Consider the following 18,582-nt stretch of genomic DNA (forward strand, 5'->3'; position numbering starts at 1 on the left):
GGATCTCTTTTAAATTGAATCCTTTGCGGGCCCAGAGCCCGTTTTTTATTTGATACGACATGTTAAAAAGAATTGTTCTAGCCAGCGGCAACGCCGGCAAATTGCGCGAGTTTTCCCAACTCTTCAACAGCTGGGATATTGAGGTTCTGCCCCAATCTGAGTTCGGCGTTAGCGACGCAGAGGAGACCGGGCTCAGCTTCATTGAAAATGCTTTGATCAAGGCGCGCCATGCCAGCCGGATCAGTGGCCTTCCTGCGTTGGCCGATGACTCTGGATTGGCGGTGGATGCGCTCGGTGGTGCGCCGGGTATCTATTCGGCGCGATACTCCGGTGAAGGGGTCACGGATGCACGCAATAATAGCAAACTGCTTGAGGCTTTAAATGGCGTTGAAGAGGCGCGCCGTAGCGCCAGCTTCCATTGTGCCCTGGCCTTTGTACGCAGTTTCGATGATCCCGTCCCCCTGGTGTGCAGCGCTCAATGGCGCGGCCGAATACTCGACGAGCCCGCCGGTGAACAGGGCTTCGGCTATGATCCGCTGTTCTTCGTGGATAGCGAGGGTATGACTTCTGCGCAGATGCCGAGAGAGCTGAAAAACCATATCAGCCACCGCGCTCAGGCAGTGGCGGCGTTTGAATTGATGTGGCGTGAAATGATGTTGGGTACCGACCTTGCCAAATAGTAACTGCGGTCTGCAGCTGCCGCCACTCAGCCTCTACGTACATATCCCCTGGTGTGTGCGCAAATGTCCCTACTGTGACTTCAATTCCCATCAGGCCTCTAGGGATCACACGGATACGGAATATGCCCTACCGCAGGCGGACTATGTGGCACAGTTGCGCCGAGATTTGATTAGTCAGTTGCCCTGGGTACAGGGGCGCAAGCTCCAGTCTATTTTCTTTGGTGGTGGTACCCCAAGCCTGTTCTCTCCAGAGGCGATCGGCCAAATCCTGGCGGTGGCCGAGGAGTTGGTCGGTTTCGGCGAAAATATTGAAATTACCCTGGAGGCAAACCCAGGCACTTTCGAGCAGGCAAAGTTCACCGGCTATCGGGCTGCAGGGGTCAACCGACTTTCGATTGGTGTGCAGAGTTTTGACAATAGCCAGTTGCACAACCTGGGCCGTATCCACAGTGGCGAAGAGGCCAGTGGGGCCCTACAGATGGCACGGCGGGCCGGCTTTGACAATATCAATCTCGATCTTATGCACGGCCTACCCGGGCAGACTGAGGCCGAGGCACTGGAGGATCTGCAGCGCGCGGTCTCCCTGGCGCCGGAGCATATCTCCTGGTACCAATTGACCATTGAGCCCAATACGGCGTTCTACAGCGCCCCTCCCTCGACACCGGGATCACAGCTGATTGCCAGTATGCAGAGCCAAGGTCGCGAATTCCTGGCTTCGGAGGGATACTTTCGCTATGAGGTGTCCGCTTACAGTGGCAGGGGTTTGGAGTCGCGCCACAATGTCAATTACTGGGGGTTTGGTGATTATCTGGGCATCGGTGCCGGAGCCCACGGCAAGGTCAGTTTGCCTGCAGAGGGCCGGATACTGCGCAGTCGACGCACGCGGACTCCAAGAGATTACTTATCGATCGGGCTCCAGGGGGAAGAGCTGCTACACCGGGCACTGTCTGAACCCCACACTGATCCGATCGAAGCCAGCGATATGCCCCTGGAATTCCTGATGAACGCCCTTCGCCTGGTGGAGGGGGTTCCGGTGGGTACTTTTGAGCGCTATACCGGCCTATCATTGGAGGTCTTAGAGCGTCACTGGTCGGGCCTGATGGCCATGGACCTAGTACAGCCACTGGAAACGCGCATCGCTGCCAGCGCTTTTGGATTTGACTATCTTGATGAGATTCTACAGCGCTTTTTGGAGCAGGCCTGATGTCGAGCCGGCCTTGAAAACGAGATCGATGCCCCAAACTCTGGGCTGACCGGCGCAGTACAGCTGTATTCCCACAGCCGGCATCGTGAGATGATGCGCCCGCGGTGTCCCCGCATCGAGTAACTAAAGAACAGGAAAGCAATATGAGCGAGCACGCAATCATCAACGTAACCGACGCTGAGTTCGAAGCTGAGGTCCTCAAAGCTGAAGGCCCAGTGCTGGTGGACTTTTGGGCGCAATGGTGCGGCCCGTGCAAAATGATCGCTCCGGTCCTGGAAGACCTCGCGGGTCACTATGGCGAAAAGCTGAAAATCGTCAAAGTTGACGTGGATGCCAACAAGGAAACCCCGGCAAAGTACAATGTGCGCGGCATTCCTACTCTGTTGCTGTTTAAAGGCGGCAATGTGGAAGGCACCAAGGTTGGCGCCCTGTCTCGCGCTCAGTTAACCGAGTTTATCGACAGCCAGCTGTAATCCCGGTTAATTCATCCTGCAAAGGAGGCAAATTTCTTTGCAGGATGAGAAACAGCCGTTATACTGGCTGTAATTCTGTAATAGTTCAGTCAGCTGAGAATCCAGTGAAGACCAGCTGAAGAAAACGCCCCCCCATAGGTCCCTGACCATTCCCGGCGTATTTATTCCTCGAATTGAGCTTAATTGAGACGGCTTTCCCTGTAGCGTTTAACGCTGGAAAGCTAAAGCCAATGAGTATTACGCTTTTGAACGGCATGGAGTCCTGGAGTACCGGGCAAATAGACGAGCAAATCTCTGATTTTCAAAACCCCTCCTCAAATTATTTCCGGCGTGTCCGCGCCAATGACAACAGAAACCTTAATAAGCAATTGGTATGAATCTCTCCGAATTAAAAACCAAACCCATTGAAGAGTTGATTGAAATAGCCAAAGGCATGGGCCTGGAAAACCTGGCCCGGTCGCGTAAACAGGATATTATTTTCAATATTCTCAAACGCCACGCCAAAAGCGGTGAAGATATTTACGGTGACGGCGTATTGGAAATCCTTCAGGATGGTTTTGGATTTTTGCGTTCCGCTGATTCCTCCTATCTCGCGGGTCCGGACGATATCTATGTTTCTCCCAGTCAGATTCGTCGATTTAATTTGCGCACGGGTGACTCAATTTCCGGAAAAATTCGCCCGCCAAAAGAGGGTGAGAGATATTTCGCTCTATTAAAGGTTAACGAAATTAATTTCGATAAACCGGAAAATGCCCGAAATAAGATTCTTTTCGAAAACCTCACCCCGCTTTTTCCCAACGATCGCTTAACTCTGGAATGTGGCAATGGCTCTTCCGAAGACCTGATCGGCCGTATTATCGATTTGGTTGCACCAATCGGTAAGGGGCAACGGGGATTGATTGTGGCGCCGCCAAAAGCCGGTAAAACGATTATGTTGCAGAATATGGCCCAGGCTATTACGCGCAACAATCCGGAATGCCACCTAATTGTCTTGCTGATCGATGAACGCCCGGAAGAGGTTACAGAAATGCAGCGCTCGGTGCGCGGCGAAGTGGTTGCCTCCACATTTGACGAGCCGCCGGCACGCCATGTTCAGGTTGCCGAAATGGTTATCGAAAAAGCCAAGCGCCTAGTAGAGCACAAGAAAGACGTGGTGATCCTGCTCGACTCTATCACCCGTCTGGCTCGTGCTTACAACACCACGGTACCCAGTTCCGGTAAGGTTTTGACCGGTGGTGTGGATGCCCACGCTCTTGAAAGGCCCAAGCGTTTCTTCGGTGCCGCACGAAATATTGAAGAAGGCGGAAGTCTGTCTATTATTGCTACTGCACTGATCGATACCGGTTCGAAGATGGACGAAGTGATTTTCGAGGAATTTAAAGGCACGGGTAATATGGAGTTGCAGCTGGATCGTAAGATCGCTGAAAAACGTGTTTACCCGGCAATTAACGTGCGACGCTCAGGAACCCGCCGTGAAGAGCTGCTGATGCCTGAGGGTGAGCTGCAGCGGGTATGGATCTTGCGCAAGCTGCTACACGATATGGAAGATGTTGCGGCAACCGAGTTCCTAGTGGACAAGTTGAAAGATTTCAAGACAAATGACGAATTCTTCCTGTCCATGAAGCGGAAATAATTTTTTTATATAAAAGGCGCCTACATCGGCGCCTTTTATATTCAGATTCGTACAAATTGATTATTTGCGCGAATTAAAGTTGAAAAGGCGAGCTATAAGGCATATAAAGTTCCACATCGTGGCGCTGGGTATGAGATTTATAGTAAGCGCCCGAAAGAATTGACCCAGGGGTAACTCCTTAAAAGGGTCAATCTCAAATGGATAATCTGGTGGAGCTGGTTATTCATTTGTGACTGCACGACAGCCCACACATCTAGTGAGAACCTTTTGTGAATATCTATATCGGAAATCTGGCCTACGCGGTAACCTCTGACGACCTGCACGAAGCTTTCGGCGCATTCGGAGAAATCTCTCGGGCTACTGTAATTACTGACCGTGAGACTGGCCGCTCTAAGGGCTTCGGTTTCGTAGAAATGCCTAACGACGACGAAGCGCGCAAAGCGATCGAAGAGATGAACGACCAGCCTCTGTCTGGCCGTAACATCCGCGTGAACGAAGCTAAGCCTCGCGAAGATCGTCCGCGTCGCCCCCGCTTCTAAGCTAGGGCTAGCTTAAGATTTTTTCGGCCCGCTGCTAATAGTTTGCGGGCCGTTTCTTCCCCTCTTATTTTTAGCACCCTTCTACAGGGGGCCATTCCCTATTTTGTAATTTCTGTTTTACACTGCGCGTTGGATTTTTCTTCTCGACCGGCAGACCATGAAATACAAAGACCTGCGTGATTTTATCCAGTTATTGGAAAAGCGCGGCCAACTCAAGCGGATTAAATTCCCCGTAGATCCCAAATTGGAAATGACGGAAATCTCTGATCGCGTATTGCGCTCGGGGGGGCCGGCATTGCTATTTGAAAATCCCATAGGCTTCGACACCCCGGTACTGGCCAATCTGTTTGGTACTACCGAGCGAGTAGCGCTGGGGATGGGGCGTGAGCATATTGATGAATTGCGCGAGGTAGGCGAGCTGCTCGCTTTTCTCAAGGAGCCACAGCCGCCAGAAAATTTACGCGATGCCTGGGAAAAACTACCGGTTTTCAAGCAGGTGCTCAATATGGGGCCCAAGGTGGTCAAGGGAGCAGCCTGTCAACAGGTCGTCCTGGAAAAAGCTCAGGTAGACCTCACCAAACTGCCCATCCAAACCTGCTGGCCGGGAGATGCTGCTCCCCTAGTGACCTGGCCTCTAGTGATTACCCGTGGCCCTGAGAAAAAGCGGCAGAATTTGGGTATTTATCGCATGCAGTTGATCGCCAAAAACCGCCTCATCATGCGTTGGCTCAGCCATCGGGGCGGAGCTCTGGACTACCGCGATTGGTGCCAGAAGCACCCTGGGGAGCCCTACCCAGTGGCTGTTGCACTCGGTGCAGATCCGGCAACTATATTGGGAGCCGTTACCCCAGTCCCGGATACCCTCTCTGAATATGCCTTTGCCGGTCTGTTACGAGGCGATAAAACCGAAGTGACAGGGGCCCTGCTCAGTGATCTACAGGTTCCAGCCAGTGCTGAATATGTGTTGGAAGGTTTTATCTATCCCGATGACATGGCCGATGAAGGTCCCTATGGAGATCACACCGGTTATTACAATGAGGTAGATAGTTTCCCGGTATTTACCGTAGAGAAAATTACCCATCGCAAAAAACCTATTTATCACAGCACTTACACTGGACGTCCGCCGGATGAACCGGCAATCCTGGGGGAGGCGCTTAATGAAGTATTTGTGCCCATTTTACAAAAGCAATTTCCAGAAATTGTCGATTTCTATCTGCCGCCCGAAGGCTGCTCTTACCGGCTCGCTGTTGTGACCATGAAGAAGCAGTATCCCGGCCATGCCAAGCGGGTGATGATGGGAGTCTGGTCTTTCCTGCGTCAATTTATGTATACCAAATTTGTTATCGTCACCGATGATGACGTCAATGCAAGGGACTGGAAAGATGTTATCTGGGCCATGACCACCCGTATGGACCCTGTGCGTGATACGGTAATGGTGGAAAATACCCCGATTGATTATCTGGATTTTGCCTCGCCGGTCTCTGGATTGGGTTCGAAAATTGGTTTTGATGCCACCAATAAATGGCAGGGAGAAACCAATAGAGAGTGGGGCAATCCTATTGAGAAAGACCCTCGGGTGGTCCAAAAGGTCGATGAAATCTGGTCCAAGCTGGGTCTGGAATAATTACTGTCCCAGAACTTTATTTTATTCTTTCTCCCATAGAGCGCGCCAAGAGGCGCTCTGGTTTATGGTTTCCTGTAGTTAATCATTTCTTCCCCTTTTCCCGCATCAATTGATAAGGCTGATGACGTCGAATTCAGGTATCGGCTTTATTACAGTCTTTGATTGATTTTGAGGGAGAGTTAAATGAGAGTATTTTTTACCGTCGGCCTCATCATTGTTGGCGTTTTTGGATTTGGACTATATTGCCAAGCCAGCAGGAGAAAAGCGCCGAAATTGTCAATATAGAAGAATTCATACCCGCAATTATGAGAGAGACGGCCATTCCTAGTATGGCCGTCTCAAGAATAAAAGACGGTAGGCTTGTTTTTCAGCAAGTCTATGGAATGGCGGACGTAGAATCTGGTAAGACAGTTATTCTAGAAACCCCTTTTAATATTGCATCGATAGTATTGTAGACCCCAGTGATTTCCTACTGGCACTCTTTCATAACCGTGGCAGGTTTGTAGCGAAGTTCTTGTCTGACGCAATGTATCAGGAAATGTTTCGTTTACAGTTACGCAAGTCGGTTTCTGATTCCCAGCGTTTTTTTGGAGAGATCGCAATGGGATTGTTGGGAATATGGGGTCAGATCTGGGGGTTTTTATCGCTTTGTATTTTGAGCCAAATCGTAGGGATGGCTTTATTATCCTGATGAATCGTGGCGTGGATAATAAATCTGCCGGTGCGATGAGGCGTATTGCCAAACGCTTAATGAAAATATAATAATTATGAGATGTAGAGAATAATCCAGGGGAGAGAGGGTACCTCTAAAAATATACAGATGATTTTTTGAGATGATTTCAAGGGTTCTGGAGAATATCAATATCTATTTTTTAGGAAACGGAGTACCTATTATGATTAGAGTAAAAAAAGCTTTTATTAATTGTTTTTCAATTACCTTATGCTGTTTTTCGTTGGCAGTGAATGCAGGGGAACTCAATCTGACGAGTGGGGAAGTATTCGAGCGAATAAAATCACTCCAAGGAGATTGGAAAAAAGCAGGAGACACTGCCGGGAATTTCCATATTAACTTTTCTCAGACGGCTAGAGATACCGTTATAGTGGAGAATTGGTTGTATAAAGGGGAATCTCATTCACTGACTATTTACCATATGGATAAAGGCTACTTATTGGCAACCCACTATTGTCCTCAGGGAAACCAGCCTCGCTTGCAGCTTATCTCAAGTGATGAGAGTGGGCAGATTGAGTTTTCTTTTAAGGATGCTACTAACCTTGAGGGCTTAGAAGAGGACCATCAGCATAGCTTGGCTTTCGAATGGTTAGAGGATGATAAGATCCTTCGCACAGAGAGCTATATGGAAAATGGAAAGATGAAGCCCTCAAGCATACGCCTAGTACGCAAATAAACTGTCAAATCTATATTTTCTGTATATCAATCTACCCTACTCTGGATTAAAGCTGGCAATGATTTTCCTGTCAGCTTTTTTTTGTGGCTAACTCAACGAGATGTAGCTTAAGTAGTATGATGTGATGTCATCTATACTTCGATGCTATGTTGCCGGTTAATTATGCAAAAAGTCATAAAAATTAACATTAGGTGACATTTTTGTTTGGTTCTAAACGGCCGATATACATTTTGCATCGTGTTGGCCTCGGGGATTAGGCCAAATAACTACAATATGAGGGAGGGGTGAAAAATGGAGTTGATTCTTTTTGTAATCATTATGGTAGCGGTTTTGGTTCTGCCATTAAAGATGGCTGCTGCCATGATGGGGGCAAGAAATACTGGGGTTTTTCACTGTCTGTTTGCACTTTTACTGGCGTTGATTGTACAGCGGATTGTGGGTGGGATGCTGCCCGGTGTCAGTGATAGTGCTGGGATTCTTTTGACTATTCCATTGGCAGCAATCGCTTACATGTTGGTACTGGGAACAGGGTTTTTGAAAGGGATTATTATTGCCATTCTGCAGGGGGTTATCACTTTTTTAGCCATGTTACTTTTTGCCGGTATGTTTGCAAATATCTAATCTTCCCGGTCGCCGTGTTTCTGATTTATCTGGATCAGGTACTGCTTAGTGAGTTTTGTTCGAGAGCTCTTCCTGTACCTGATCCGTGTCATTTGTCTCGACTGTAGAGGCCTTTCCTTAAGTTTGCCCTCCTGTATTTCAGCTTCAAGCCTAAGCGTGCGAGTTGGGAATTACTCGTGCAAGTCTAAAGAAAACTCTTTGTACAAAGGGTTTAGCTGTAGTTTGTTAAAATATTCTTACCCTGCTTTTGTACTTGTATGGATGAAGCCGGATTAATAGCTGGCTTTCAAGGGTTGAATGAATTGGAGCTTTACAGGTCTTCTTCATTCAGGAATTGGCTTAGGGCCTTGAAATAATCATTGAAAGCTTCGAACTGAGGCAGGTGCCCGACACTATCGAGCTCTATGAGCTTCGCATCGGGAATCATGGCGGCTGTTTTTTTACCCAACAGATCGTAACGCCCCAGATTTTTTTTGATAGGTTCAGCGGCGCGGGCGCGGCCAATCGCGGTGCGATCCCGAGTACCGATAATCAGGAGAGTGGGTGCTTTGAGGTCTTCAAACTCATACAAAACCGGTTGAGTAAATACCATTTCTGAGGTGAGGGCATCAATCTTGGCTATATGGTTAGAGTCTGGACCCAGAGTCCATCCCGCCTGGATATCCAGTAGTGGGTTGTAGGATTCCTGCCATTTCCCATCAAAATAGGCCCTAGACATGTAGTTCTTAATCCCTTTCGGCGTCTGTGCCTGCTCCCGGAGTATCGCCTTTTCCAGTGGCTCATAGGGCACGAGGCGTTTCCAATCCTCCAGACCGATAGGGTTAATCAAAACGAGCTTCTCTACCATCTCTGGGTACATAAGAGAGAAGCGTGTCGCCAGCATGCCCCCCATGGAATGGCCAACCACAGATACTCGATCCACTTTCAGTTTGTTGAGTAGTGCTTTGGTATCTGCGGCCATACCGTGCAGGTTGTACTGCATTAATGGTTTATCCGATTTGCCGAAGCCGATCTGGTCCGGTGCAATCACCCGGTAACCCTGCTCCGTGAGTGCGACGATGCTGTCTTTCCAGTAGGCGGCGGAAAAATTCTTGCCGTGTAGAAGTAACACTGTACCCCTGGCAGGTGCCGATGTGCCTGAGGGGACATCCATATAAGCCATAGTGGCAGGTTGCCCTAATTTGGAAAGCCCCAAAGTCTTAACTGGATAAGGATACTCGTAGCCGCTCAGCAACTTATCCTGTGGCTGAATAGGAGGAACAGCGGCTAGCGTAAATTTCGATAAGAGAATCGAAAAGATGATGGTGATAGCTGAGAGGCACTGTTGTGGCGTTGTCATGCAGCAAGCTTCAAAACGGATGCGGAAGCTCACTATGGGCCAAAGAGTGTTAAGGGGAAAGGGCCCAGGCTTTCTGGGCCACAAGAAAACCAATTAGGCATGCACTCCTAGCAGGGGTTTGTCCTGGCTGGGCATGGGTACAGGAGGTAGGTCTGGAACTGCTTGTAATAGTCCCTCCTCAAAGAGGCGCGCGGCCTTGTCTTTTTCACCGAGAGCCTGGAACAGTCGCGCCAATTCTGCGGAAGTTGCGGGATCCTGGCGCAGTAACAGGCTTTTCTCGAAATACTGTTGCGCCTTGCCCCACAGCTCATTGCGCATGCTCAGGCGCCCGAGACAGGTGAGTAGGTCGGCGCTCTCACCGTATTCCTTTAGCCAGCCCTCTGCGGCGGAGAGCTGTGTAGCGGCATCTGCTCCTGTGAGGCGGCCATACAGGCTGGCCAGCTTGGGAGCCCACTCGCGGTTAAGCAACCAACGCAGGTGCTTTTCTGCTTCGATGTCATCGCCACTTTGATGCAACAGGCGAGCGTAAAGGCTACGAAGCTCTACATTGCGCTGCCAGCGGCCATTCAGGCCGTGCCAGATACTGTGTAGTTTCTCTCTATCGTTGCGATTTGCGGCTTCGTTGAGCTGATGTTCGTAGACCTCCCGCTCCAGTTTTTGCAGGTCTTCCTCGGGCATATTGGCACTTTTTTCCAACTCAGGTAGCAGTTCTCTCAAGCTGCTCCAGTCCCCTAGAAAGTAGTAGGCCTGTTTGAGCATCTGCAGTAGAGCCGGATGTTTGGGCTCCAACTGTTTAGCCCGCTTGAGACTGGCGATACACTGTTCGTAGTGCTTGTCCTGCAGCTGCATGCGGGCCTGGCTCAAGGCCACTGCCAGGCGGGTGTCTTCCCCACAGGCCTCAGCTTTTGCCAGTAACTCGTTAGCCTCCTCACGAAACCCCAGTTCGTGAGCACTGCGTGCGGCGGCGAGGTAATTAATCAGCGGCGCTTCTGAGCGCGGTGCGCTTTTCAGGAGTTGCCGACGCGCTCGAGACCAGTTGCCCTCCATAAATTCCACTAGACCACTGGTGAGGCGTCGGCGTGCGACTCTTTGGCGGCCGAAGCGCAGGCGGTCGACACTGCCACGCACAGCGCGAAACAGGCTGCGGGCTATCCAGGTGAGAACAAATATGGCGAGTAACAGGGCGACGAGTGCGACTATCGCGAACCAAAGGTTCATCTCATACCCTTTGTTCAACTCGCCGCCGAAGCCGATCACCAGGTACCCCGGATAATTTTGGTTGATCTGCGGCAGCAGAGCGCCGAGAAGTAGCAGGGCAACCGCAGCAAAAAGCACTTTCCTCACTGGGTGATCTCCTCCGCCGTACCGGCATCATGCCCGGAGGTTTTGTGAAGTCGCTCGATGTAATTGTAAAGGGCGACCTGTGAGGCATTTAGGTCTGGCATTTGGGCTTGAATGGGCTGTTCACTGAGTTCTTCCAACTGTTGTGCCAGTGCGTTGCGCTGGGCATTGGCAGTGCCATAGGTTAGGAGCAACTCGCGGGCGCTTTCCAAAGCGTCTTTGTAAACGGTAGAGTCGCCGCGCAACAGGGCCAGCTGTGCCTGCTCCATGTTGAGACGCAAAGTTTGGCGAAAGCGGGTTTCGCTTTGTGGGGAGAGCATTACCGGGTTGATATCGCCGTCGATGGGGCGAACAGAGTCGCGCAGGAAGACGGTAAAATGCTGCCAACTGCGCTCCCACGGGGATTGGTTTTCCTGAGTGGGCTCTGCTTTTGTTTCCCCCTTCTGAGGCTGGGCCATATCAAATTTTGGTTGGATTGAGGCGTGAATCAACTGTTCTTCCAGGGCGCGCAGGCGCAAGTAGAGCCCCTCCCGGTCGACATTTTCCACCAGTTTTAGAGCGGTAATATCCCGTGCCAGTTGCTGGCGCACTCCGTACAGGTCGGGAAGGTTTACCTGGCGCAAAATAGTATCGACCTTTTCGACTAGGCCCAGGGCGGCGCGGCTATTGTCTTCCAGCATCAGGCGCTGATTGGCCATACGCAACAAATAGTCGGCCTCGGCCAGCTGCCAATCCTCACGGCTCACGTTTCCCAGCTCGCTGAGGCGGTTGCCCTGTGCGGTGAGACTGCGCTGCATGCCCGCTAGCTGTTGCTGCAGCTGTGCAATAGTGCGGGTTTGCAACTGAATTTGATTGCGTAGAGCAATATCTGCCTGCTGAAGTTGATCCAATTGTTGGCTTTGTGGAGAGGGTTCTGGGACTTCTGCTTGCTGGGGTTCTACAGGAGGGCGGGACTCGGCTGCCGGTTGTGGGGCCGTTGAAGTAGCTGGGGTAGCTTCCTTTGCGGCTTGGCTAGTGGTATCTGGCCTTGCTGAAATGTCTGATGTTGTGGCTTCGCTTTGAGGCTCAGTTCTCTCGGTGGAGACAGTCTGTTTGGTGGGGAAGAAGTCCAGCTGAGTGATGCGATTACGCAGTTGGGGCCAGCTGTACCAGGCAAAAGCGATCAGGGCGATGAGCAAAAGGATAAAGACCAGCCACCACCAGTGGCCGCCGCTTTTTTTAGGCATAGCCTCCATAGAAGTCTTATCGTTTTTGCCCTGTGCTGCCTTGGCAAAATTACTCTTGCTCTCCCCCTTGGCCAGTGTATCGGAGGTGAGTTCGTTCGCCGGGGAGGCGGAGTTATCCTTGGGTTTTTCGTTGGTCATGGGCATGGAGTGCAGCTGGTTATTGTCGTCGGATTATAGCGAGTGGCGCCGACCATAATAGCGCCGGTGGCTTCGTTTTGAGATTTTTAACCCAACCGGGCCGGGAATTCGAGAGTAATTCAGTCTAGCGCCTTGACTAATGCTTTTAGCATAGCGCTGTCTCCGGCATTCAGGGCAGTGTAGGCATGAGTAAAGCCCAGTGCCCGGGCCTGTTCCGCCACTCGCGCACTGGGGCAGATAAGGGCGGCCCGCAGTAGCCGCGCGCAATCTGAGCGCTCAATGCAGGTGTGCAGGTTCGCAAGAGTCTCTCCGCTGTGCACAGTGATGGCGTCCGGGGCAAAAGCATACTGGGCCAAATCTGCCGGGGCGTTTGTGGGTAGACACCTGCGGTAGAGCTCACAGTAATCCACACGCGCACCGCGAGCGCGCAGTGTGTCACCAATCAGAGTGCGCCCGCCTGCGCCGCGAAAAATCAGCACCCGTCGCTCGGAAATCTCTTGAAGGGCGGGCTGGGCGAGCAGGTCTTCAGAATTCATATGCTCGCCACCGTGTTCGCAGGAAATACCACGCGCCAACAGAGCCTTCGCTGTAGCCGCGCCAATGGCGAAATAGCGCGGCCCCTGGGGTAACTGAGGCCAGTAATCTTCCAGCCAGTCGACGGCGTAGCGCACCGCATTCTGGGAGACGAAAATGGCAAAATCCACCTGGTCGAAATCGAGAATGCGTTTTTTAATGGCCTGCTGAGCAGCCCCCTCTGTGAGGGGGTCGATCGCCAACATGGGAATACTGTCAACCGTCGCGCCCTCGGCACACAACAGCGCGTCCCAGGTGTCGGCTTGGTGTGCAGGGCGAGTAGTCAATATTCGCTTGTTGTGCAGGCTTTTGGCCATATTGATCTGTCCTAGGCTCAAATCGCGGCGAGGATTTTTTCGGCACCCTGTTCCAGCAACTGTTCCGCGAGTTGAATTCCCAGTGCTTCGCCATCCTCTGTCGCACCGCGGATTTCGGCGCGGATCATGGTGGTACCATCGGGGCTGCCGACCAGGCCGCGCAACCACAGATTGTCGCCTTCCAGCTCGGCATAGCAGCCGATAGGAACCTGGCAACCGCCGTTAAGACGCTTGACCAGCGCCCGTTCGGCACTGAGACGTGCGGCGGTTTCACGGCAGTGCAGGGGTTGTAAAAGGGCTTCCAGCTCGCTGTCCTTGCGGGCTTCAATGCCGACAGCACCCTGGCCTCCGGCGGGTAGCAATACTGTGGAAGGTAAAAAGCTGCGGATGCGCTCTCGCATTTCCAGACGCAACAGGCCGGCGGCGGCAAGAATAATGGCGTCGTATTCTCTCGCATCCAGTTTGGCAAGGCGGGTGTTAACGTTTCCGCGCAGGAACTTGACTTCAAGATCTGGGCGGTGGGCTAGAAGCTGGCACTGGCGGCGCAGACTCGAGGTGCCTACCACCGCGCCCTGGGGCAGCTCTTCAAAACTGGCAAACTGGTTGCTAACGAAGGCATCGCGCGGATCTTCGCGCTCACAAATTACCGGCAGGTAGAGGCCCTCGGGAAATTCCATCGGCACATCTTTCATGGAATGCACGGCGATATCCGCACGTCCTTCCAGCATGGCCACTTCCAACTCTTTCACAAAGAGCCCTTTGCCGCCCACCTTGGTCAGGGGAATATCCAGCACCCGGTCGCCCCGGCTAGTCATTGGCAGCAGTTCCACCTGTAATTCGGGGTGCTCCTGCTGAAGGCGGTCCTTGACGAAATTGGCCTGCCAGAGGGCCAGGGCGCTTTCGCGGGTGGCGATACGGATACGGGAAATGGGCATAGGGTTCGGTCACTCGGTTGTATGGGCGGACAATTCTATCAGAGCCCTGCCAGCTGTGGCTCTGATTGCACTGGCATCGGGAGCGGGTATCAGGGGCGCGCGCGCAGCCAGTCCTCGAGGATGATGCGCGCGGCGATGGAATCCACAGGGTTATCGGCATAGTTACCCCGGTGGCCGCGCTCCGCAGCCTCTTCCTTTGCTGCGCGGGTGCTGAGGCGTTCATCGATCATTTCCACTGGCAACCCGGTGCGTCCGTGCAGGCGCTGACCGAATTTGCGGGCACGCGCGCCGAATTCGCTTTCACTGCCGTCCATATTCAGCGGTAGGCCCACGAGTAAATAATGCGGCCGCCATTCATCGATCAGCTGCTGCACCTTGTTCCAGTCCGGCTTACCGTCCTTTGCTGGCAGCGGCGGTAGCTCTTTGGCGCTGGCGGTCAGACTCTGACCATAGGCGAGGCCGATGGAACGAGTGCCAAAATCGAAGGCGAGGGCGGTAATGGGTTTGCTCATCAGGGGAAACATCCGGTTCTGGGAAATCAATCTCGGAACGGATGATAACCGGGATGGGCTAAGCGTGTCCGGCCTGAGAGCCAAGCCCGGAAAGGTCGATGCCGTGGCGTGCTGCGGCGCTCTGCCAGCGTTTTTCCACAGGGGTAGCAAAAAGAATTTCGGGCTCCGCCGGCAGTGTCAGCCAGGCGTTTTCCGCCAACTCCTGCTCCAGCTGCCCCGGCCCCCAGCCGGAGTAACCCAGGGCCAGCAATACATCGTCGGGGCCGTGTCCGGAGGCGAGGGATTCGAGAATATCCCTGGAAGCGGTGAGGCTGATCTCCATATTGATCTCGGTGGTTGAGTCGAACTGCACGCCGGCACCATGCAGAACAAAGCCCTGTTCCGGGGAGATTGGGCCGCCTAACAGCACTGCTTCACCACCCCGCTGGCTGGAATCCTGCAGCGACAGCTGCTCGAAAACTTCTCTCCAGTGCACCTTACTGGGGGCGTTGATCACAATGCCCATAGCCCCTTCCTGGCTGTGCTCAACAATCAGGGCGATGCTGTGCTTGAAGCGCGGGTCCTCCATACCGGGCATGGCCAGTAGGAATTGGCCGCGCAAGCTGCCGAGGGTCAGGTCGTTGTCAATGTTCGAGTTGGGCATAGCTGGATTCTAGGTCGCTTGCGTGCAAGGCAAGTTTAGCCGCGCTCGGGCAACTCACCTGCGGTAGTGGAGAACCCGGTCATTTCAAAACGCCAGGTACGAATGATTTCGAGACGGTCGGCCTCTTTGCGAATCTCCGCAGGGAAAGGTGCGAAGGGCGCTGCCAGGCGTACAATCTGTTGGGCGGCATCATCGAGGATACGCTCACCGGAAGAATTCAGGATGATTACTTCCTCCACGGCGCCTGTGGGCAGTAGACGCACCATCATACGCAGGCTACCGGTGATTTTTTGTTGCAGTGCTTCCTCGGGGAAGTTGTCACTGCCCACGGCCTCAACTTTCTGGCGCCAATCGTGCAGATAGGCGGCATCCGCTGAGGCCTTGGTTGCGACAGAGGTAAGCCTGCGCACCCGAGGGCGCTGGGCGATGGTCTGGCGGATCTTGTCCAGGCGTGCCTGTAGGCTGGCAATTTTAGGGTTAGTCTTGGCCAAGTCATTGGGCGCATCGCCGCGTTTCTCATCGGAAAGCTTTTCTTCGGCGGGCAGTTCTGGAGCCTGCAGAGGACTGTCGCCGATGGTAGTAATCAACTGACGGCGTTGGTCAACGGGTCGCGCAGCTTGTTGCTGCGGCAGCGGATTAACATCGTGAATTTGCGTATCGGCAAATTCGGCGCGGCGGTTGCTGGATAATTCCTTTGGAGTGTCCGCCGTGCCGCTGGCCTGTTGGTTGTGTTGAGCCAGGTAGTCGGCATCCTCCGGCGCTTGTGGGGAATTATATTGGGACAGGGTGACTTCCAGGGTTGGTGCTGCCTGTCGTCCTTCTGGTGTAGCAAAGGCCACGCCAAAAATCAGAAGCGCGTGAATGGCGCCAGCGAGAAACAGCGAGAAGGCAAAACGCTCGCGCTGCTCCGCATTACTTGGCGTCGTATTGGCGGTGGAATTCATTGTCTATTATCAGTTACTGCTTTTTTATTGCCGAGCGTTACGCTCGGCTTCCCACCCGGCCCGTTCACTGGCAAACAGCCCCGGGAGTCGTTCGAGTTAAGGGCGAAGTTTAACGCTTTTGTGCCAAGCGGTGTGTGATGGCGCTCATTAGTCGCGCACCGATATAGGTGTCGTAGGCCGCATCGATCTCGCGCACACACGTTGGGCTGGTGACATTGATTTCCGTAAGGTAATCACCGATGACATCCAGGCCTACGAACAAGAGCCCTTTTTCTTTTAATGTGGGGGCGACCTGCTCCACGATCCATCGATCGCGATCCGTCAGTGGCCGTGCCTCGCCGCGACCACCGGCGGCCAAGTTGCCGCGTGTTTCTCCCGCCTCGGGAATTCTGGCCAGGCAATAGGGTACGGCTACTCCATCGACTACCAAAATGCGCTTGTCACCATCTTTGATTTCGGGAATGTAACGCTGCGCCATAATCTGTTGGCGACCGTGTTGAGTGAGCATTTCCAGAATGGCCCCTAAATTGGCGCCATCGGGCTTGCAGTGAAAAATACCAGCGCCGCCCATGCCGTCTAAAGGTTTGAAAATGACGTCGCGGTGGGTTTTGTGGAATTCACGCAGGCGTTGCATATCCTTACTCACCAACACAGGCGGGCAGCATTGTGGAAAAGTGGTCGCGAAAATTTTCTCATTACAGTCGCGCAGGGACTGCGGTTTGTTAACCACCAGGGCGCCTTCACGCTCGGCTGCCTCAAGGATGTAAGTGGAATAAATGTACTCATTGTCGAAAGGTGGGTCGACACGCATCAAAATTGTATCGAGTTCACCCAAAGGCATCTCTGTGGCTTCCTCAAGGCTGAACCAGCGCTCGGCATCGTCAAAAACCTTAAGAGGTCTGCCCCTGCCAATGGCACGGCCATTGTCCAAATACAGGTCGCTTTGCTCAAAATAAAACAGCTGGAAACCGCTGTCTTGTGCGGCCTGTAACAGTGCTAGTGTCGTATCTTTCTTAAAATTGATCTGGGCGATGGGGTCCATCACCACACCGAGGGAATAATTCATCTGAGCTTCCGTAGTTGAAGGGATATTTAATCCCGCGCCGCGGTGGTTGTGGCTGCTTGAATAGTTGCCACTGCCAACTTGTTGGGTGGATAAGGTAAGAGCAGCTTCGTTGAGGTGCAACTTTATTAGTTGTGTCGGCTGGGTTTGGGGGTAAAGTGGTGATTATTTGAACCACAAAGTCGGCGGCGCTTCCGCGCGGCTAGATTCACCTGGGGTTCTGTGATAAAAGTTCCACCCAGTGTGCGATCTTGGCAAAGTGAGACACCCAGGCCCCGCAAGCGGCTCAAAAAAGGGTGCAGATAAAAATTTTCGCGTGCCCGAAAATAAGTAAACAGGGGATTCAAAAAAGACTATGGAGCTTAACTGGGAAAGTCTGACTGTAATGGTGATTGACGACAGTAAGACAATTCGCCGCACCGCCGAGACTCTGCTACAAAAGGCGGGTTGCACAGTCGTCACTGCGACAGATGGTTTTGATGCGCTGGCGAAAATCGCGGACTCCCGTCCCGATGTTATTTTTGTCGATATCATGATGCCGCGCCTGGATGGTTACCAGACCTGTGCGCTGATTAAGAACAACAGCGAATTCCGCTCCACCCCGGTAGTTATGTTGTCGAGCAAGGATGGTTTGTTCGATAAAGCAAAAGGCCGTGTTGTTGGCTGTGATCAATACCTAACTAAACCGTTTAGTAAAAGCGAACTGCTGGGTGCAATTTCCGCCCATGCAAAACCACATCACGCAGCCTGAGTGATCACTAACAAAAAAATAAGGTTCTTATTTGGAACCACTATCTTCGCTTTTTGGCGGGGAAAATGATTTAACAGACGCACCTCTCATCCCATCTGCCTGGGAAGGGAGGTTCTGTAGTCTGGCAGTGCATTGGCAGTAAGTGCAGACTTGGCACATGCCATCAAAGATAAATACAACAAATCGCCAAGCACTGTCACTTGTAGCGCAGTTGCCAATTAGAAGAAGTCATGGGGGAAATGATGGCAAGAGTACTAATAGTAGATGACTCTCCTACCGAAACACACAAGCTGACCACAATACTCGAAAAAAATGGCCACGCCGTAATTACCGCGCCCAACGGCGAAAACGGTGTGGATGTTGCGCGTACTCAACGCCCAGATCTGATCTTGATGGATATTGTGATGCCCGGGCTGAATGGTTTCCAAGCCACTCGCCAGTTGAGCAAGGATGGCAACACCGCCGGGATACCAATCATTATGGTGACCACCAAAGATCAGGACACTGACCGGGTGTGGGGGATGCGCCAGGGCGCCAAAGCTTATCTCACCAAGCCCGTCGATGAGGGCAAATTGTTGAAAGCCATCGAGGAGGTGTTGGCCTGAAGGCCAGCTGCTCAA

21 protein-coding genes are annotated in these 18,582 nt (G+C 52.5%); 12 read left to right on the plus strand and 9 right to left on the minus strand.

Features of this window, described 5'->3' with window-relative positions; genetic code table 11:
* Window positions 1–59: 59 nt before the first annotated feature.
* The 10 genes from rdgB to ACXAFI_RS19610 all read left to right on the plus strand — a co-directional run bounded on the left by rdgB (window position 60) and on the right by ACXAFI_RS19610 (window position 8,180).
* Window positions 60–680: an RdgB/HAM1 family non-canonical purine NTP pyrophosphatase gene (gene rdgB, locus ACXAFI_RS19565; RefSeq protein WP_475110110.1), complete on the plus strand. Its 621-nt coding sequence runs from the start codon at window positions 60–62 to the stop codon at window positions 678–680.
* Window positions 670–1,884, plus strand: coding sequence for a radical SAM family heme chaperone HemW (gene hemW, locus ACXAFI_RS19570; RefSeq protein ID WP_475110111.1), 1,215 nt, complete (start codon window positions 670–672; stop codon window positions 1,882–1,884). The genes rdgB and hemW overlap by 11 nt, the downstream gene beginning before the upstream one ends.
* Before the next feature lie 143 nt (window positions 1,885–2,027).
* Complete coding sequence (gene trxA / locus ACXAFI_RS19575; protein ID WP_152450637.1) at window positions 2,028–2,357, plus strand: thioredoxin TrxA; 330 nt, start codon at window positions 2,028–2,030, stop codon at window positions 2,355–2,357.
* Window positions 2,358–2,730: 373 nt separating this feature from the next.
* Complete coding sequence (rho, locus tag ACXAFI_RS19580; protein WP_444920731.1) at window positions 2,731–3,990, plus strand: transcription termination factor Rho; 1,260 nt, start codon at window positions 2,731–2,733, stop codon at window positions 3,988–3,990.
* 269 nt (window positions 3,991–4,259) lie between these two features.
* The gene (locus ACXAFI_RS19585) at window positions 4,260–4,529 is read left to right on the plus strand and encodes an RNA recognition motif domain-containing protein (protein WP_020413665.1); all 270 of its coding nucleotides are present in this window, start codon (window positions 4,260–4,262) and stop codon (window positions 4,527–4,529) included.
* Between the two features lie 157 nt (window positions 4,530–4,686).
* On the plus strand, window positions 4,687–6,153 hold the full coding sequence (gene ubiD, locus ACXAFI_RS19590; protein ID WP_475110112.1) for a 4-hydroxy-3-polyprenylbenzoate decarboxylase: 1,467 nt from the start codon (window positions 4,687–4,689) through the stop codon (window positions 6,151–6,153).
* Between the two features lie 242 nt (window positions 6,154–6,395).
* Window positions 6,396–6,608 (plus strand): serine hydrolase, encoded by a 213-nt coding sequence (locus ACXAFI_RS19595; RefSeq protein ID WP_475110168.1) that lies wholly within the window; start codon window positions 6,396–6,398, stop codon window positions 6,606–6,608.
* A 163-nt stretch (window positions 6,609–6,771) separates the two neighbouring features.
* Window positions 6,772–6,915 (plus strand): hypothetical protein, encoded by a 144-nt coding sequence (locus tag ACXAFI_RS19600; protein ID WP_475110113.1) that lies wholly within the window; start codon window positions 6,772–6,774, stop codon window positions 6,913–6,915.
* Between the two features lie 131 nt (window positions 6,916–7,046).
* Window positions 7,047–7,559: a hypothetical protein gene (locus ACXAFI_RS19605; protein ID WP_475110114.1), complete on the plus strand. Its 513-nt coding sequence runs from the start codon at window positions 7,047–7,049 to the stop codon at window positions 7,557–7,559.
* 291 nt (window positions 7,560–7,850) lie between these two features.
* Window positions 7,851–8,180, plus strand: coding sequence for a hypothetical protein (locus tag ACXAFI_RS19610; RefSeq protein ID WP_152450647.1), 330 nt, complete (start codon window positions 7,851–7,853; stop codon window positions 8,178–8,180).
* Between the two features lie 310 nt (window positions 8,181–8,490).
* On the opposite strand, the gene ACXAFI_RS19615 is transcribed toward ACXAFI_RS19610, so the two are convergent.
* The 9 genes from ACXAFI_RS19615 to gshB form a co-directional block, all read right to left on the minus strand.
* Entirely contained in the window at window positions 8,491–9,519 is a 1,029-nt protein-coding gene (locus ACXAFI_RS19615; protein WP_475110115.1) for an alpha/beta fold hydrolase, read from the minus strand.
* 93 nt (window positions 9,520–9,612) lie between these two features.
* On the minus strand, window positions 9,613–10,863 hold the full coding sequence (locus ACXAFI_RS19620; RefSeq protein WP_475110116.1) for a heme biosynthesis HemY N-terminal domain-containing protein: 1,251 nt from the start codon (window positions 10,861–10,863) through the stop codon (window positions 9,613–9,615).
* Window positions 10,860–12,230, minus strand: a complete 1,371-nt coding sequence (locus tag ACXAFI_RS19625; RefSeq protein WP_475110117.1) for a uroporphyrinogen-III C-methyltransferase — start codon at window positions 12,228–12,230, stop codon at window positions 10,860–10,862. Before ACXAFI_RS19625 ends, ACXAFI_RS19620 begins: the two co-directional genes overlap by 4 nt.
* Window positions 12,231–12,343: 113 nt before the next feature.
* Window positions 12,344–13,114 carry a uroporphyrinogen-III synthase gene (locus ACXAFI_RS19630; RefSeq protein ID WP_475110118.1) on the minus strand — a complete coding sequence of 257 codons (771 nt, stop codon included), beginning with the start codon at window positions 13,112–13,114 and terminating at the stop codon, window positions 12,344–12,346.
* Window positions 13,115–13,131: 17 nt separating this feature from the next.
* Complete coding sequence (gene hemC, locus ACXAFI_RS19635; protein WP_475110119.1) at window positions 13,132–14,049, minus strand: hydroxymethylbilane synthase; 918 nt, start codon at window positions 14,047–14,049, stop codon at window positions 13,132–13,134.
* Between the two features lie 89 nt (window positions 14,050–14,138).
* Window positions 14,139–14,561 (minus strand): Holliday junction resolvase RuvX, encoded by a 423-nt coding sequence (gene ruvX / locus ACXAFI_RS19640; RefSeq protein ID WP_444920739.1) that lies wholly within the window; start codon window positions 14,559–14,561, stop codon window positions 14,139–14,141.
* A 58-nt stretch (window positions 14,562–14,619) separates the two neighbouring features.
* On the minus strand, window positions 14,620–15,204 hold the full coding sequence (locus ACXAFI_RS19645; RefSeq protein ID WP_152450661.1) for a YqgE/AlgH family protein: 585 nt from the start codon (window positions 15,202–15,204) through the stop codon (window positions 14,620–14,622).
* Between the two features lie 35 nt (window positions 15,205–15,239).
* On the minus strand, window positions 15,240–16,148 hold the full coding sequence (locus ACXAFI_RS19650; RefSeq protein ID WP_475110120.1) for an energy transducer TonB: 909 nt from the start codon (window positions 16,146–16,148) through the stop codon (window positions 15,240–15,242).
* Between the two features lie 109 nt (window positions 16,149–16,257).
* Window positions 16,258–17,214 (minus strand): glutathione synthase, encoded by a 957-nt coding sequence (gene gshB, locus ACXAFI_RS19655; protein ID WP_475110121.1) that lies wholly within the window; start codon window positions 17,212–17,214, stop codon window positions 16,258–16,260.
* 352 nt (window positions 17,215–17,566) lie between these two features.
* On the opposite strand from gshB, the gene pilG reads away from it, so the two are divergent.
* Both pilG and pilH read left to right on the plus strand, forming a co-directional pair.
* Complete coding sequence (gene pilG, locus ACXAFI_RS19660; RefSeq protein ID WP_020413651.1) at window positions 17,567–17,962, plus strand: twitching motility response regulator PilG; 396 nt, start codon at window positions 17,567–17,569, stop codon at window positions 17,960–17,962.
* A 242-nt stretch (window positions 17,963–18,204) separates the two neighbouring features.
* Window positions 18,205–18,567, plus strand: a complete 363-nt coding sequence (gene pilH / locus ACXAFI_RS19665) for a twitching motility response regulator PilH (protein ID WP_152456023.1) — start codon at window positions 18,205–18,207, stop codon at window positions 18,565–18,567.
* Window positions 18,568–18,582: the final 15 nt, after the last annotated feature.

The sequence above is a fragment of the Microbulbifer sp. ABH2_005 genome (genome assembly GCF_056160005.1).